The sequence below is a fragment of the Roseivirga sp. UBA1976 genome (assembly GCF_002336325.1).
GTDB lineage: Bacteria > Bacteroidota > Bacteroidia > Cytophagales > Cyclobacteriaceae > Roseivirga > Roseivirga thermotolerans.
Genome location: NZ_DDDQ01000166.1, coordinates 1 through 15,733 on the forward strand (window position 1 = coordinate 1; position 15,733 = coordinate 15,733).

14 protein-coding genes are annotated in these 15,733 nt (G+C 44.6%); 3 read left to right on the top strand and 11 right to left on the bottom strand.

The features are described from left to right. Positions 1-498 precede the first annotated feature (498 nt). Genes B3763_RS17165 through B3763_RS17175 form a run of 3 tightly spaced genes read right to left on the bottom strand, consistent with a single transcriptional unit; the run spans position 499 to position 4,089 of the window. Positions 499-1,713, bottom strand: coding sequence for a ferritin-like domain-containing protein (locus B3763_RS17165; protein WP_286748100.1), 1,215 nt, complete (start codon positions 1,711-1,713; stop codon positions 499-501). A 3-nt stretch (positions 1,714-1,716) separates the two neighbouring features. After that, positions 1,717-3,651 carry a GMC family oxidoreductase gene (locus tag B3763_RS17170; RefSeq protein ID WP_286748101.1) on the bottom strand — a complete coding sequence of 645 codons (1,935 nt, stop codon included), beginning with the start codon at positions 3,649-3,651 and terminating at the stop codon, positions 1,717-1,719. Positions 3,652-3,663: 12 nt separating this feature from the next. Continuing rightward, positions 3,664-4,089 carry a sugar dehydrogenase complex small subunit gene (locus tag B3763_RS17175; protein WP_286748102.1) on the bottom strand — a complete coding sequence of 142 codons (426 nt, stop codon included), beginning with the start codon at positions 4,087-4,089 and terminating at the stop codon, positions 3,664-3,666. Positions 4,090-4,233: 144 nt separating this feature from the next. On the opposite strand from B3763_RS17175, the gene B3763_RS17180 reads away from it, so the two are divergent. Together B3763_RS17180 and B3763_RS17185 are read left to right on the top strand one after the other, a co-directional pair. Next, positions 4,234-5,619 carry a TlpA disulfide reductase family protein gene (locus B3763_RS17180; protein WP_286748104.1) on the top strand — a complete coding sequence of 462 codons (1,386 nt, stop codon included), beginning with the start codon at positions 4,234-4,236 and terminating at the stop codon, positions 5,617-5,619. Between the two features lie 82 nt (positions 5,620-5,701). Beyond that, positions 5,702-7,387, top strand: a complete 1,686-nt coding sequence (locus B3763_RS17185) for an AMP-binding protein (RefSeq protein ID WP_286748105.1) — start codon at positions 5,702-5,704, stop codon at positions 7,385-7,387. A 118-nt stretch (positions 7,388-7,505) separates the two neighbouring features. On the opposite strand, the gene B3763_RS17190 is transcribed toward B3763_RS17185, so the two are convergent. The 5 genes from B3763_RS17190 to B3763_RS17210 form a co-directional block, all read right to left on the bottom strand. Beyond that, positions 7,506-7,991, bottom strand: coding sequence for a VOC family protein (locus tag B3763_RS17190; RefSeq protein WP_286748106.1), 486 nt, complete (start codon positions 7,989-7,991; stop codon positions 7,506-7,508). 72 nt (positions 7,992-8,063) lie between these two features. Beyond that, entirely contained in the window at positions 8,064-8,885 is an 822-nt protein-coding gene (locus B3763_RS17195) for an AraC family transcriptional regulator (RefSeq protein WP_286748107.1), read from the bottom strand. Positions 8,886-8,917: 32 nt separating this feature from the next. Further along, positions 8,918-9,232, bottom strand: a complete 315-nt coding sequence (locus B3763_RS17200) for an energy transducer TonB (RefSeq protein WP_286748108.1) — start codon at positions 9,230-9,232, stop codon at positions 8,918-8,920. 208 nt (positions 9,233-9,440) lie between these two features. After that, a complete protein-coding gene (locus tag B3763_RS17205) occupies positions 9,441-9,944 on the bottom strand; it encodes an energy transducer TonB (RefSeq protein WP_286748109.1) in 504 nt (167 codons plus the stop codon). Between the two features lie 221 nt (positions 9,945-10,165). Continuing rightward, positions 10,166-11,260 carry a serine hydrolase domain-containing protein gene (locus B3763_RS17210; RefSeq protein WP_286748110.1) on the bottom strand — a complete coding sequence of 365 codons (1,095 nt, stop codon included), beginning with the start codon at positions 11,258-11,260 and terminating at the stop codon, positions 10,166-10,168. Between the two features lie 72 nt (positions 11,261-11,332). Between B3763_RS17210 and B3763_RS17215 the strand changes: the two genes are divergently transcribed. After that, on the top strand, positions 11,333-11,785 hold the full coding sequence (locus tag B3763_RS17215) for a hypothetical protein (RefSeq protein ID WP_286748111.1): 453 nt from the start codon (positions 11,333-11,335) through the stop codon (positions 11,783-11,785). On the opposite strand, the gene B3763_RS17220 is transcribed toward B3763_RS17215, so the two are convergent. From B3763_RS17220 to B3763_RS17230, 3 genes are all read right to left on the bottom strand, one after another. Beyond that, entirely contained in the window at positions 11,786-13,351 is a 1,566-nt protein-coding gene (locus B3763_RS17220) for an N-acyl-D-amino-acid deacylase family protein (protein ID WP_189630854.1), read from the bottom strand. 131 nt (positions 13,352-13,482) lie between these two features. Beyond that, positions 13,483-15,045 (bottom strand): FMN-binding glutamate synthase family protein, encoded by a 1,563-nt coding sequence (locus B3763_RS17225; protein ID WP_286748112.1) that lies wholly within the window; start codon positions 15,043-15,045, stop codon positions 13,483-13,485. An 86-nt stretch (positions 15,046-15,131) separates the two neighbouring features. After that, complete coding sequence (locus B3763_RS17230; protein WP_286748113.1) at positions 15,132-15,662, bottom strand: paraquat-inducible protein A; 531 nt, start codon at positions 15,660-15,662, stop codon at positions 15,132-15,134. Between the last annotated feature and the right edge of the window lie 71 nt (positions 15,663-15,733).

The window sequence follows — 15,733 nt, forward strand, 5'->3', positions numbered from 1 at the left end:
AAAAGATGCCCGGTTTAAGGTGATGTACCTAGAAGTTCTGCAGGTAGCAGACGGGCATCTTTCATGTTTTAGAGTGAGGAAACAGGCAGCCGTGCCCTCCTTTCTCGAGGGTGGAGACTCTGGGATAAAGCCAATCGGCCTAACCTCTCCGTGAAGCCTGCCTGCCGGCAGACAGGGTTCGAATCCTTCTCCTACAGCATGAATAAAGTAATGAATCTCTGGATTCGAACGGTTCGAAATCGCAGCGTAGCGGAGATTCACGAGGAGATGAGGGCGTGCTTGTGGGTACGATTAATCCTTCTCCTACAGCATTTTAATGTGCTGGTTACAGAGGCCATGCTTTTGGAAGTCAGCCAACCGCTTCAAGTTAAAATTTACCAATAGTAATTCTTGTCAGTCTTTCGTAGAAAAGATGCCCGGTTTAAGGTGATACACCTAGAAGTTCTGCAGGTAGCAGATGGGCATCTTTACCCTTTTGAAAGGTGGATTTGCCTTGGGTTAGTCGCAATCTACAATTTCGAAGCAAGGCCCTGCCGTGTACTTTCCGTCATCTAGTGGTATTTTCATCAGCTCCATGGCTTTGTATTTAAGATCATACATGAGTGTCACTCCTTTTATGAGTTGGTCGGGTTGTCCGTTGCAGGCTAAATTGATGTTTTTCAGAAGAGCCGTGTAAGTTTTGCTAAACTCCAATGATTTTTCATAAACTGCCGAACCTTTGTCATAGTCGGAAAGCTTAGGGTTTGGCCTGAAGTTATACATGGCTCCCCAGTCTACCTTAAAGGGCTGGCCCGTGGGCAGACCTTTATTGGGGCTGTCTCTGTGAGCGGAATCGGTAACGGCATAGAATCTGCCAAACCTTATTTCTTTAAAGCGGAAATAATGGGCATACTCTTCAACATCGGGGCCAAATAGTTTGTAATCATCGTCTTTAGGGTCGTATTCCTGCGAGAAGATAGTGCCTAATGTACCTTCGCCTTGCCCAACTATTTCATCGATTAACTGAATAGCGTCTGTCAGGTTGTTCACAGTAATTATTTTACCTCCGGAGCCATAGTACTGTTCATCGCTCACCTGGTTTCTGTTGGGAGTAAATATGCTTTCACCTTTATTTTGAGCTTCTTTTTCCAGTTTAATCAGTGTGTCTTTAATGGCTTTGTAAAATTCGCCAATGCCGGTAAAGCTAGGGTCTGCACTGTTTCTTGCCAGCTCCTTATCTTTCTCTGATAGAAACTGCAAGGCGCCTTCGGGGTGCTCAATTTTCTCGAAAGTACGGATAGAGTCTATGGAAAATGGAGCCAGGGGTACGATGAGCTGAGGCATTACATTTCCCGGCAGTTGCGATGGATAATTGGGAGTAAAAGTGCCTATGCTAGGTGTGCCACCAACCGCATTGAGCAGGTTGGCTACCATAACCATATGAAGCATTTCTTCAATCACCACACTTTTAATTATCTCTACCGACTCTAGGTTTGTACCTTCTTTTATAGAGTAAAGAGCCGATAAGTAGGGGGGAATGGTAGAAAGCTCCAGGTCCATGGCTGTTTGCAGATCGGCCTTCAGGTCTTCGATAGATTTTTTTTCCGAAGCATGTTCTGCAGCCTCTAAGAGTATAGACTGTTCGAAACGCTGGTCTTCACCGCGTGACTGATTAGCTTCAGGAATTAACAGGTGACGTTTTGGATTATCTTTTTTTCGAAAGGAGAGTTTCATGATTTAGCTGTTCAAGTGGTTAAGAATTGCTTCAGAGGTTTTAAAGGCCAGAGCCGACATGGTGAGTGTTGGATTGGAGGTTCCCAGAGTAGGCATGTTTCCACATCCCACCAGGTATAAATTATTATGGTCCCAGGTTTGGCCATTTTCATTGACTACGGAATCTTTGCTATCGTTGCCCATGCGGTGAGTACCAACAATATGACCGGCACCCCAAAAATTGTAGACTTTGCCCTGATACTCTACATGGTCGGGATTGTCGGTTGTGTATTCGGTAAAATCTTGAACACCCGCAGCTTTAAAAATCTGATCGGACACTTTCTTGTATTCAGCAAAGGCCTTTTTCATGTAGTCCGAGGCACTGTAATGGATTACCGGACGGTAATTACCCAGATTATCCAGGTAATTGGGGTCGATGGTTACCCTGTTTTCCGGCTCCGGAGTTTGTTCACACTCAAAGTGCAATAACAGTTGTCTTGGCACCATATGGTGTATGTGATTGCGCAGGCTTTCGCCAAACATGCCTTGAGCCACCGCATTTTCTACATCGGAACCAGGAGAAAACTTGGGCCAGCCCCAGCCCCAGTTGTCGATAGGAGAGATGCAGGCTGCATGATCTTTGCGGAACTCGCCATCGCGCATGGTGGGTATGTTGGTGGTAGAACCAGGTCCTCTGAACGGATAGGCCTTTTTGGGAAGCAAGCCCCAAGTGAGCATTACCATGTGATCCATAAGATTTCTACCCACCTGGTCGCTTGAGTTGGCTATGCCGGAAGCGAGCAAGAGTTTAGCGTTTTCAATGGCATTGGCTGCTAATACATAAATTTTGCCTTTGGCTACATGACTTTCGAATACGGATGAAGATGGGTTCTCATATTTTTTATATACAATACCAGTGACTTCACCGGTTTCTTCATTGGTGAGTACTTTGGAGGCCACTGAGCGGGTGCGGATGGCGATATGTTTTGGGTCTGATTTGCGCAGGGTTTTAAGGGCGTTGTACTTGGCTTGTACCGGACAAATGGGAACGCAGCTTGCATTTCCCTCACATCTGTGTCCTTGATGGTCGTCCCATACGGCTCCAACCGGGCTATATTTGGCATGCCGTTGTTCTACATGTTCGTAGGCTTTGGTAAAAGTATTCCAGCGTTTTTCGGCTTGCAGTTGTAGCTTACCACTGCTTTTGTTCCAAACTATATCAGCATAAGGGTAATCGGCATTCGGAATGGAGTTTCTTCCCTGAGGAGTACTCACAAATTGAAGTTCATGCTCTTTGCCATTGAAGAAAACTTTAAAACCGGAAGGAACACTCTCAATCACTTGCTTGTCCAAATAGCTTTGCGGTACTTTTTTCATGGGAAACTGATAGTTTTTACCATAGTCTCTTTCCACATCTACGTCAGGCCCTTTTTGTTCCGAAACACTGCCCGATACACCAATCTCAAATTCAGCCATCTCATAGTAAGGCTTAAGTGTGTTGTAGTCGAAGGGCCAATCGACACCCACTCCGTAGAGTGTTTTCATTCGGAAATCGTTTGGCAACATGCGCGGTGTAGAGCCCAGCCAGTGCATGGTGGTTCCTCCGGGACCCCGCCAGGCATCGCTGCCAAAGGGCAATGGGCCGGCCTGAACAAGGTATCCTTTGGTAGAAGGTTGGCAGGCAGTAATTGGCTCTATATCCAGTACATCGGGCGATGGAGCATCCTTTAAATTGGGATAAGGGGAGTTGGGAACTTTTGCTGCCTTTTCGTAAAAAGTATTCAAGTAGCCCATATAATTATCGAAGGCCTCTTTCTTCTGAAAACTCATACCTGCTTCCAGTCCCGCTTCCAGAAGTAAGACTTTTTTACCGGCTTGTGACAAGGTTTTGGCCACAATAGAGCCTCCAATCCCTGACCCTACGATAACTACATCGTATTCAGTGGTGTTATTTTCCATAATAGTGTGTGTTTAGCAGTTAATTTTAATGGGTGGCTCACTCCACGAATTGTAGCCGGGTTGTTTGGCTCCTGGCGGATGTGTTTCGGCAACCTCCCACACCAGACTTTGTGTGTAGCTCTGGGCTGAAATTACATTGCCATCCCAGGTACCCAAATACCACATAAGAATAATCTTCTGGCCTAATCCGGCATAATTGCCATTAGGAATTAGCTCTTTCTCAATAGCCTCGTTTATGGCTTCAGTACTTTTTAGCTTTAGAATGGACTTGCAAGCATCATAGAATTGATCGATTGTTTGCGGGTTTACATGGGCTACAATAGTATTGAAGTAGACCTCGGCCATGCCCGTGCTCTGAAGATCGATTAGGGGGAAGCCGGTGAGATAAGTTGAAATGTCTAGAAATACATCTAACCTGGGGGGTATGTGTTTATCCATAATACTGATGTGTGATGTTTATACTTTCTAAGTTCAACAAAATCTTCCGTATTTAAAACCCCTTCCCTGAGCCGATCTTAAATAGAGAACCGGGCCATTTTATGAGCGGCATGACTTTTATATCGCTTTTACTACTTTTGAGGCATGCGAATTTTTAGAAAAACAGTGGTTGCCCAGGCCTTGATGGCTTTAATTTTTCTGGCGATTTCTTGCCAAAACAGCGAAAATATAGACAGTCGGGTGCGCTTATCCGGTAAACTGGTAAACTGGGGCAATGCTTCCAAAATTTTAAATGACCGATCCCTTGCCTCCGATTTTGGCTTGGGCAACGATCAACTTATACATACTAATGAAGAGGGGCAGTTTAGTCTTTCTTTTGAGCTTAATGAGCCGGGCTATTTTTCCTTAGGTAGAAACAAACTTTACCTTAGCCCTGGTGATGAACTTTATCTGGAAGTAGATTATCGAGATCCGGAAGCAGCGGTGTTCAATGGAGCCAGTGCTACTCTGCAGGCCTATTTAAGCGGTGTGCCGTTTCCTAAGAGTGGTTCTTATTTAGAAGGTGGACGAAACCTCCAAAGTGCCAATGTGTCTGAAACTTGGGCATTGGCCAAAGCCAAAACCGAAGAAAGAAGAAAAGCACTGCAAGAACTTGAAGCTACGGAAGAATTTATGGAGCTGGAGAGTATGCGGTTAACGCTGGATCAGCTCAATACCATTCTTTCAATGCCCATATATGGTTCGTTCAAAGATTTTTGGGAGTATTCTGAAAAGAAAAAAGCAGAACTACTGGTTCCCCTCAAAGACGAAATAAACTCATTGGCTGCTGGCCTTATGCAAGACAAGTACATGAAGCACCCCAACTTTAGGGACATGCTGCTGGAGCTCGTTGATCCGGCTTTGCAGCAGGTAGGCATTTTTGCAGAATTGACCTTTACCCCCTACATGATTGAGTATGACAAAATGGGCGCATGGTCTACCCAATTGGAACTGGCAGGTTTAACCGAGGAAATGGAGCAGGAGACCAATCAGTTGTTAGCTTCCAATATAGCCGAAGACTACAAAGCTATGATTCAAACCAAGTTGCAGTCTTATGAGGCCTTGAACCCTGGTAAGCCGGCCTTCGATGTGGTATTGACAAATGCTCTGGGAGAGCAGGTAAACCTGAGTTCGTTTAAAGGTGAACTGATTTACGTAGACCTGTGGGCTACCTGGTGTGGGCCTTGTATTGCAGAGTTTCCGGCCTTTGAAGAACTCAAAAACGACTACGCCAACGATCCGATAGCTTTCGTTCCGGTTTCTATAGATACCGATTTGGAGGCATGGCAGCAGTATCTGGAGAAACACCAATTAGAAAAAGACAAGGAGTACGCTATCAACCGGTTAGATCTTGCGGACTACAAGGTTATTACCATTCCACGATACCTGTTGTTAGATTCTTCTTTTCAGATTATATCCGTTTTTGCTCCAAAGCCGTCCGATCCGCAAACCAGACTGCTGTTGGATAGTTATTTAAAAGCAAAACCATAAACGCATCCAAATATGTGAGCCTGGCAATCGATTGACTTGCCATTTCTTTTATATTTGAAGATAGCCAAAATCTAGAATTTACATGAGTGAACGCATTTGGGTAAAAAGGTACCCTGAAGGAATTCCTGCAAATATTTCTGACAAAAGGCCGGATAACCTAATTCAGCTTTTAGAAACCTCTTTCAAGAACTTTGGGAGCAAAGAAGCCTTTGAAAATATGGGCAAATCGCTGACCTACCATGAGGTAGACCAGCAATCCGACTTCTTTGCAGCTTATTTACAGAATAAGCTGGGGATGAAGAAGGGAGATCGAATAGCCATTCAAATGCCCAACTGCCTGCAATATCCCATAGTGCTCATTGGTGCTCTCAAGGCCGGCTGTGTTGTGGTAAACACGAACCCTCTGTACACCCATCGGGAAATGGAGCATCAGTTTAGCGATGCTCAGGTTAAGGCTGTAGTAATAGTGGCCAACTTTGCCCATAGCCTGGAAGAGGCTTTGAAAAAAATAAAGGTAGAGCACATCATTATTACCGAGCTGGGCGATATGCTGGGCGGCTTTAAAGGTACTCTTGTGAACTTGGTGGTGAAACATGTGAAGAAAATGGTGCCTGCCTACTCAATTCCCCAAGCATTGGCCTTTAAAAAAGTGCTAAAAGAAGGTGCTCGCATGAAATACACCAAAGTAGATATTTCAGGAGCCGATACGGCCTTTTTGCAATATACAGGCGGTACCACAGGTGTTTCTAAGGGAGCTACTTTGAGCCATGATAATGTGGTGGCTCATACTCTCATTATTAATGAGTGGTTCAGGCCATTGCTCAGAAAGGGGCAAACGGAGGTTATGATCACCGCAATTCCGCTCTATCACATTTTTGCCCTCAATGTCAACGGTACGTTTATGATGTACATTGGAGCCAAAAATGTGCTGATTACCAACCCGCGCGATATGCCCGGTTTTATAAAAGAGCTTAAAAAGCATTCATTTACCCTTTTTACAGGAGTAAATACGCTGTTTAATGGTTTGTTAAACCAACCGAATGTAAAGGAGGTAGACTGGAGCCATTTGAAAGGAGCCATTGGCGGAGGCATGGCCGTGCAGGATTTTGTGGCCCGCAAGTGGAAAGAAACCACCGGCTCGGATCTGGTAGAAGGTTATGGACTGAGCGAAACCTCACCAGTTGCCAGTTGTAATCCACTAGATGGTACACACAAGATGGGAACCATCGGATTGCCATTGCCCTCTACCCAACTGGCTATATTTACAGATGAAGGCCAACAACTGGCGCAGGGAGAAATAGGGGAGATTTGCATTAAGGGACCACAAGTAATGAGTGGCTATTGGAACCAGAGCAATGAAGGTGTTTTCTTTGATGGCGGATGGTTTCGCACGGGTGATATAGGGCTGATGGATGAAGAGGGCTTCTTCAAGATTGTAGACCGCAAGAAAGATATGATCAATGTTTCCGGCTTCAACGTTTACCCCAATGAAGTGGAGAATGTGATTGTAGACCACCCTAAAGTACTGGAAGTGGCCGTTATTGGGGTGCCCGATGCGCGTTCTACTGAATGTGTAAAGGCCTTTGTGGTGAAATCCGATGCCAGCCTTACGGAAGAAGAGCTAAGAACTTATTGTGAAGAAGAACTTACCGGCTATAAAAAACCGAAATACATTGAGTTTGTAGATGAATTGCCCAAGAGCAATGTGGGTAAAATTCTACGCAGAAAGCTCAAAGAAATGGAAGAGGAGAGGTCAAAGGCAGGATGATTGGGGAATTGGTGAACTAAGGAAATCAATGGCTGAGTAAAAGCTTAGGCAGGTGCTCTATAGGAAGTGAAGGATCAAAATTAATTGGCCTTTGCAATGCCTGCAAAGGCCAAGTTGATTAATTCATAGAATGCAAGCCCATTTTGTTTCCCTCCGTATCGAGGAATAGAGCGAAATACCCGTTTTCTTCGTCAATTAGGGTTTTAGCCAGTAATATTTGTCCACCACTTTTCTCAATCTTTTTTAATACCGGCTCTAAGTCCTCACCACCATTCAAATAAACAAGCACACCCGTAGCAGATGGCTCATAGCCTTCGCCTTTGGTGATTACAACCGATGCAGACTGCCCGTCAGCCGGGAAAATTCCCATCTCTGTTCCCTGCATCTCTATGCTTTCAATTTGTATGTCTAGTATGGATTGATAAAACTTTACGGCTCTCGATATATCGGTGGCAGGAATTTCAACAATAGAGACAAATTTTTGCATGGCTGGTTTGTTTTGTGGATGGATTATTTGATTAGAGTTTAAACGATTTTCGGCATAGTAAATAATTATGCTCCCCAAAACCAATAGTATGGCAGAGCTAAGGGTACGGTATTTCATTGGTCAACACTATTTAATGTGGGTGCTAGTTAGGTCAGTTTTAAAATACAGAATTGTAAAAATGCGACAGGCCTAGCTTTCGGAGTAAATCAATGAGGAAAGCATCATTTGTTCATCATTCAGGTACTCCTTTGGATTTATGCCTGTAAACTCTTTGAAATCTTTGATAAAGTGCGCCTGATCGTAATACTCACTTTCATAGGCTATTTGGGTCAGTGTTTCGTTTTTTTTATTCAAAAGAGACTGCAGTGCAGCTTGCAGCCGTATAATCTTCCCCAGTTGCTTTGGGCTAATTCCCACCAATCTGGAAAAATTCCTTTCAAGGTTTCTCCTCTTGTGCGGTTCCTCTTCCAGTATGGTGCCAATAGATGCTTTACCCTTTGTTTTGTAGAGGGCATCTATGGTTGACTTAACAATCTGATCGACCACGGCAGATTCGTTAAGCCTGTTTTTGAGAAAGCGCTCGACTATTTCTATTCTCTCATTAGTTGAAGTAGCCTCTATTATGTCCTGCTCAAGAGAACCAATAGAGACTTCATCGAAAAGAGCATGAAGAGGGGTGTCTTTGTCGGCCAATTCCTGAATAGGGGTTCGGATAAAATTAGCAAAGCCGTATGGATAGAAGCGAATGGCAAATGAGTTGACATAGCCTGTTGGCTGCACATAATATGGCGTGGTTATCTGGCCAATGACCATAGCCCTGGGCTGAAGAACATAGGCCATTTCGGAAGTAAACCTTTTAATGTCATCGCCAAGAATGAAACACATTTCAATGCACCCATCGGGGATAATACGCTGTTTGGGTGCCTGTGAACCATTGGGGACTTCCAACGTCCAATAACACTTGACTACCGCTTCTAAATCTGGATGGGGGTTAAAAGTCTCGTAGTTCATGAGTTCAATTTGGCGAAAAGTTCTTGGTAAATCTAACCTGGCATGAGCAACGAACGGTGACTAATAGTAGAGTTCCTGTTTGATTGTGAGATCTGGTTGTTTCTGAAATAAATGAAAAAAGCAATAGAATCATTGACAGCCTTGCCTCCCTGTGTGGCCGGATTCCATTTACCCGAACTTAGCACTAGTCTCTTGGCTTCTGCATCTAATAAGGGGTGTAAACCCCGAACTACTTTAACATGGCTTACCTCTCCGGAAGAATCAATCGACACATTCAACAATACTTTTCCTTCTATTCTTAACTGAGTTTTGGGAATCTGATGTTTTCCTTCAGAAAGTTGTTCCATGCTGTAATTCCTCCAGGGTATGAAGCCGGAACCTGTATGTTGTGGTAAGCCGGTATAAGACTTCCATAGTTAACAGTGACTGCACTTTTTTGACAGTTATAGAGGAATAAAAAAGCAAGCCCTATAATGAGGCTTGCTTTGACAGTGAAAGTTTTTTGACCGTTTGGACTCAATGGGAAGTGACTTCGGAATAATCGATAGGACTAACCTAGTTCTCAACAATTTCTTCTTCCTCTTCAACACTGATTGATGATGGACCTTTGTCTCCTTCCGAGAGCTTGAATGCAATGCGTAATTGCATACTAGCGCTTACGGGCTCGCCTTGTTGCTTGCCAGGTACCCATTTTTCTGATTCCATCAGCACACGCAATGCTTCTTCGTCACAGCCCGCTCCAATTCCTCTCATTACCTTAAAATCGCGCAATTCACCGGTTTTATCTACCACAAAGCTTAGGTAGACATTCCCTTCCACTCCTTTTTCTTTGGCCTTTTCGGGGTATGTAAGGTTGGTTAAAAGGTGGTTGTGCCAGGCATCAATACCTCCGGGGTAAATGGGCTGTTCATCAACAACTGTAAAAACCTGGTCGATGCTTACCGGCTTTTCTACTTCTAAATAGGCTACAGAGATATCTTCCTGAGGCTCTATAAATAATTCGCTGTCTGAACAGGAGAAGACAAACGCAGCTAAGGCTAGTAGTAATAACTTTTTCATAGGGTTGATTGATTAACTAATAAAATAATTTCAGAACTAATGTATTAGTTTATTTTGAAATAAAAAAGAAGCCTCGCTGAAAGATAGTTGAGTGTTACGGCAAAAGGTGTTCCGGATTAAAGGGCGTAAAGGGATTTTCGGTATGCTTCCAAAACCATCCTTTGCCGCTGACAGATAGATTCTGAAAAATAGGTCATCGAGTGAAATGGCCTGATCGATTTTTACTTTGCGTTATCTATGAACATTTCCATCAATTCAAACTGAAGCCCACCGTAGTTGAGCGGATCCATATTGCCGGTAATAGCCAGCACTGTTTCGCTTGGCTGGTGAATGAGAAAGTAGGTGATGCCGCCTACCGAACCCCCACTGTGTCCGTAAAAGGTTTTTCCGCTCGGGCGTTCAAAAATTCGCCACCCAATTCCGTAGCCGGTTTCTTTACCCGCTATGGTCTTTTGTGAAGTCATCCATTCTTTGAGAGTACCAGCTTTGAGAAAGCCTGCTTTCATGTGAGCCTGCCCAAATTTGCATAGATCTTCTGTGGTGCCGATGAATCCGCCACCGGCCCATTTGTAGCTATTGTCTACTGTTGGGGCTTCTACCACTTTTCCGTCTTGAAACTGATAGAAGCTCACCCGGTTGGATATGTCCTGATTGGCATAGTCTGGCTGGGTATGGTTCATGCCTAAAGGCGCAAATACCTCAGACTCCATGTAGGAAAGAAAACTTACATCAGACAGAAAGCCGGCTTCGGGAGCCGCTGCATTTTCCATGGCCACCGAGATAAGGTTCCAACCGTAGGAAGAATAGACATATTCCGTACCCGGAGTATTAATTAGTGGATCGTTGATAAATATGCCCAGACCATCTACCACTTCTTCATAATGTACATTGCTTAAAAATTCCAGCCCTTTGTAGTGCCTGATGCCCGCTAAATGTCCGGCCAGTTGTCTTAAACTTATGGTGGCTCCTTTATCGGGCCAAATGGGTACGTAGCGCTCAATAGGGGCATCTAAATCTACCTTGCCCTCTTCATAGAGTTTGGCCAAACCAGCAGCAGTCAATGTTTTGGAAACGCTGCCTATTCTGAACATACTTTTGGACGGGTCTACCGGGGTCTTCTTCTCGAGATCGGTATATCCGTAACCCTTTGAAAAGACCAGTTCGCCTTTTTGACTGATGGAAACACTTAGTCCGGGAACCTGAGTTTTTTCAACGAAGGCTTGTAGTTTTGTGTGTGCTTGTTCTGAGACGGACTGTGAGCATAAGAAGGTAGTGGTGAATAATCCGAAAAGGAAAAGGACAAATCTTGCTTTCATGCGGTCTGAATGAGTTGAATAACTCTCTTAAGATAACTGATAATTTGAATGGAGTGAAATGAGGAATAGAAAATGAATAAAGCTGATCAACTGATTTACAACTCTTTGAAGAGAAGGGGTGTCCTTATGTTTATGAGCTTTGAATCGAAAATGGGTTTGTTGAGGGGGCTTATTTTGCTGATGTCTTTAGGACTGATGACCTTTTCATGCGAGGTGGAAAATCCAGATTTAGTCGGTTGCTGGACCCATGCTTACGAAGAGGGGCAGACTATATACAAAGGTTGCGATTCTCAAACCTTTGGTTTGAGCCGCTTCAGACAAGTCTATGATTTCCGGGCCGATGGAACAGTAAACTACCTGGTGCTGCACCCTGCGGATGCTCATTATATGGATGAGGCCAAATGGGAATATGTTTCTAACCGTAATCAAGTGCTTATTAAGGATATTGAAACCAATAAAATTATCAAGACACTTAGAGTCTCCATACTTGATCAGGCAAAGCTTTCCATTGCTGAGGTTCGATAATTACTTTTTCCTCAATACCCTTCCAGCTCTATTTTCAGTCATTTCACCTTGGTCTACGGTAATTGTGCCATTGACGATTACATAAGGAATGCCCACAGGGTAGTGATGCGGGTCCTCGAATGTACCGCCTTCATCAACAGTTTCTGGATCGAAAATGGTGATGTCTGCCAGCATACCTACTTTGATATAGCCTCGGTCGCTTAATCCCAATCGGTCCGCAGGCAGTGAAGTCATTTTGGCCAGTGCCAGTTCCAGAGAAATTACTTTTTCATCTCTGACATAATGCCCCAGTACCCTGGGAAAAGTGCCGTAACTTCTTGGGTGAGGGTGTCCCTGTCCGGGTTTTGCCAGGCCCCCATCGCTAGCAACCATGGCCAGCGGGTGCCGCATAATTCTCTTCACATCTTCTTCGCCAATGGCATGGAATATACATGAAGCCCCACCGTTCAACTGTCCTTCTATAACCAGTTCGGCTCCGTTGCTAAAGGTGGGTTCAAGGCCTTTTTCAATGGCCCAGTCTTTCAAGGTTTTACCATTTAAATCGGGTTTCCAGCTTACATTGGCAAACTGAACTACCGCTAGGTCAGCACCACCACGATCGTACTCTATGTTAAACATAATCTCTTCTTTGATCTTTTTGCGGGTAGCCGGATCATCGATTCGCTTTTTAAATTCCTCTTGTCCACCGGCCATGGCCCAAGTAGGAATCAGTACCGAAAGCCCCGTAGAACTGGCTGTGTAAGGGTACTGGTCCATCATTACATCAATGCCAAGGTTTCTGGCAGAGTCTACCATAGCCAGTGTTTTAGTGCTGGCTCCCCACATGGGTTTGCCTATGGCTTTGTGGTGAGTAAGCACAATGGGAATTCCCGCTTCTTTACCAATTTGTATGGCTTCCTGAACGCCCTCAATCAGTCCCAGGCCTTCCTCTCGCAGGTGAGAGGTATATATGCCTCCTTGCTGGGCAGCTACTTTGGAAAGTGCTATTACCTCTTCTATGTTGGAGAAGGAACCCGGCACATACTTAAGTCCGGTCGATAGTCCGTATGCCCCACTTTGCATGGCCTCGGCTACGGCACTCTTCATGTCTTCCAGTTCCTCTTCGGTAGGGGCGCGGTTTTCCGTACCCATAATGTTCCTTCGTATGGTATTATGTCCCACAAGCCAGGCCGTATTAAGGCCAAGTTTGTAAGTGCTCAACGAATCAAGAAAGGGCTGCATAGGAGAGGGACCCCGGCCGTCAGGCCCGGCCAGCACTGTGGTAACGCCTTGCCGAACAAAATTTTCTGCATCGGGCATGCGCATTATAGCTTCTATGTGGGAGTGTACATCAATAAATCCCGGGCTTACTACATGGCCTGTAGCATCTATGGTTTGGCGGGCTGCAGCGTCTTTAAGATCTCCAATTTTCGCAATCTTATCGCCCTTAATCCCCAGGTCTGCTTCGTAAAAGCTTTGGTTCTCGGCATCGTATATAGAACCGTTAAGAATAAGAATATCGAACTTTTCGGTGTTGGGAGAGCAGGCAAAAAATAAGGTGCCAATTAGTAAAAATAGCTTCTTCATAATTCTTTGGTTGAATGGAAGATAGCTAAAAAGAAAGTTCTTCGAAACCTGAATTTTACGACAAGTCTCTGATTTGGAGTATGTAGGCTCCTTTCTATACCCTGGCATTGCCGGGGCTTAGAGCCCTGTGCTTAGTTTTCCGTCTTGATGGCTCCAAGGTGTGGGCATTCGATAAGACTGTTCATCCCGCTAAATGGAACCGGTTCTTTTTGGTATTTATAAGCCTGTGTAAGTGTTGTAGTATAGTTGTTATCTCCCATGCCCACATCTACATCGTCCATTGTCATTTGGCAAGGGTGTTCATAGCCGGCTGCATGGGTAATTTCTAAAATTTCTTTTCGAAGGGTTTTAAGGTATTGAGCAGATCTGGCCGATTTATCCTTAACATCTATACCACTTTGCAGCCACTTGTTTTGAGTAGCTACTCCTGCAGGACAGGTATTGGTGTGGCAGGATTGCGCCTGAATACAGCCTACCGACATCATGGCCTCTCTGGCCACATTTATAAGGTCGGCCCCCATAGCAAAGGCCATGAGTGCATTGGAGGGAAACCCTAATTTACCGGAAGCAATAAATACCACCCGGTTGGTGAGTCCTTTCTTCTGAAAAATTTTGTAAACGGCCGCAAAGGCAAATACAAAAGGCAGTGCTACATGGTTGGCAAAAGATGGGGGAGCTGCTCCCGTGCCTCCTTCGCCACCATCTATGGCAATAAAATCAGGGCCTATGTTTTTCTCTAGCATCAGGTCGGTAAGCTCTTCCCAAAGTTCTAGCTTACCAACAGCGGCTTTGAAACCCACCGGAAGGCCGGTTTCTGCGGCTAACAATTCTATAAAATCCAAGAGTTGCGCGGGCGTGCTAAAGGCCGAGTGATTGGAGGGAGAAACCACATCTTGTCCCATGGGAATGTGCCGAATTTCCGCTATTTCGCGAGTTATTTTAGAAGCCGGAAGAACACCTCCCTTTCCCGGTTTTGCTCCCTGCGATAGTTTTATTTCAATGGCTCTGATTTGAGGATGTGCCGTGGTCAGTTCAATGAGTTTGTTTAGATCGAAGTTTCCATTTTCATCGCGAACCCCAAAGTATCCGGTACCAATTTGCAAAACAGTATCGGCTCCCTTCTGATGATAGGGAGAGTAGCCTCCTTCGCCTGTGTTATGAAAAGCTCCGGCAGCGTAGGCGCCTCTGTTGAGCGACTCTATGGCCCTGGCCGACAGTGAACCAAAACTCATGGCAGAAATATTGACAATGGAACGGGGTCTGAAAGGTCTTTTGCGCTGATTGTACCCACCCATAAGTTTGGCACAAGGCACAAGATCTTTGTGCATTACGTTGGGGTGGTCTGGCTTAGGAGTGTAAGGAAACAAGGCCGGGTTAATAAATACATAGCCCGCTGCGCTCTGGTCTTGATCGGTTCCAAAACCTTGATAGTTGTTTTGTTTCTTTGAACTGGCGTAAATCCATGAGCGCTGACTTCGGTTAAAAGGAAGCTCTTCGCGGTTATTGGCTACAATATACTGCCGTAGTTCTGGACCAATTCTTTCCAGCAAATACCTCAGGTGCCCTACAATGGGGAAATTGTGACTAATGGTATGCTTCTTCTGAAGAATGTCTCGCGCAAACACGATCAACAAAAGCAGCAATATATATACCCACCTAGGGGTAGAAGCCAGTAGTTCCTTCAACTGATCCATAACCTGTGTTTCTTGGTAAGATCAGATTAAATTTTCAAGGCTACAACTCTCTGCGTCAATTGATTTTTAGGAACAAGCCGGCCTAATTACTGAATAGGATCGACCGACTTTGTGCCGGGTTGAGAGGTAATGTCTTTGAGGCTCATTACTTGAATGGCAGCTATGGAAATTATACAGTAGGCTGTAAAATAGTAAAAGCCGTCTAAAATGCTGGAAGAAATATTTTCTTCAGAAGAAGTGGCCAGGTACATCAGGAACACGCCCACCACAAACACATCTGCCATAGACCATTTGCCAATTAAAGCCACAAATTGATAGACCCTCAGGCGCAACTTCCATTGCCTGAAAGCCAATACCATAAACAACAGAACAGCCTTGAGAATTGGTACAATTACCGAGAAAAAAAGGATGAGTGAAGCAACCAAATGATTGTCGTATTCATAGAGTAACTTAATGCCGCTAATTACACTTTGCGTGCGGTCGTACAGTTCGAATTTACCCAATAATGGTATGTTGGCCCCAATGTTAATATTAATAATAGGCAAGGTGAGCCCGGGATAAAGGCATATTAGCGATACCACAATCAATACCAGGGCAATTATGTTTCTGATGTTCATAGGTTATATTCTTGTGCAAGACGATTCAAAGTAAACAAAGGTAACACGGACTTGGAAAGGCTTTAAAAAAC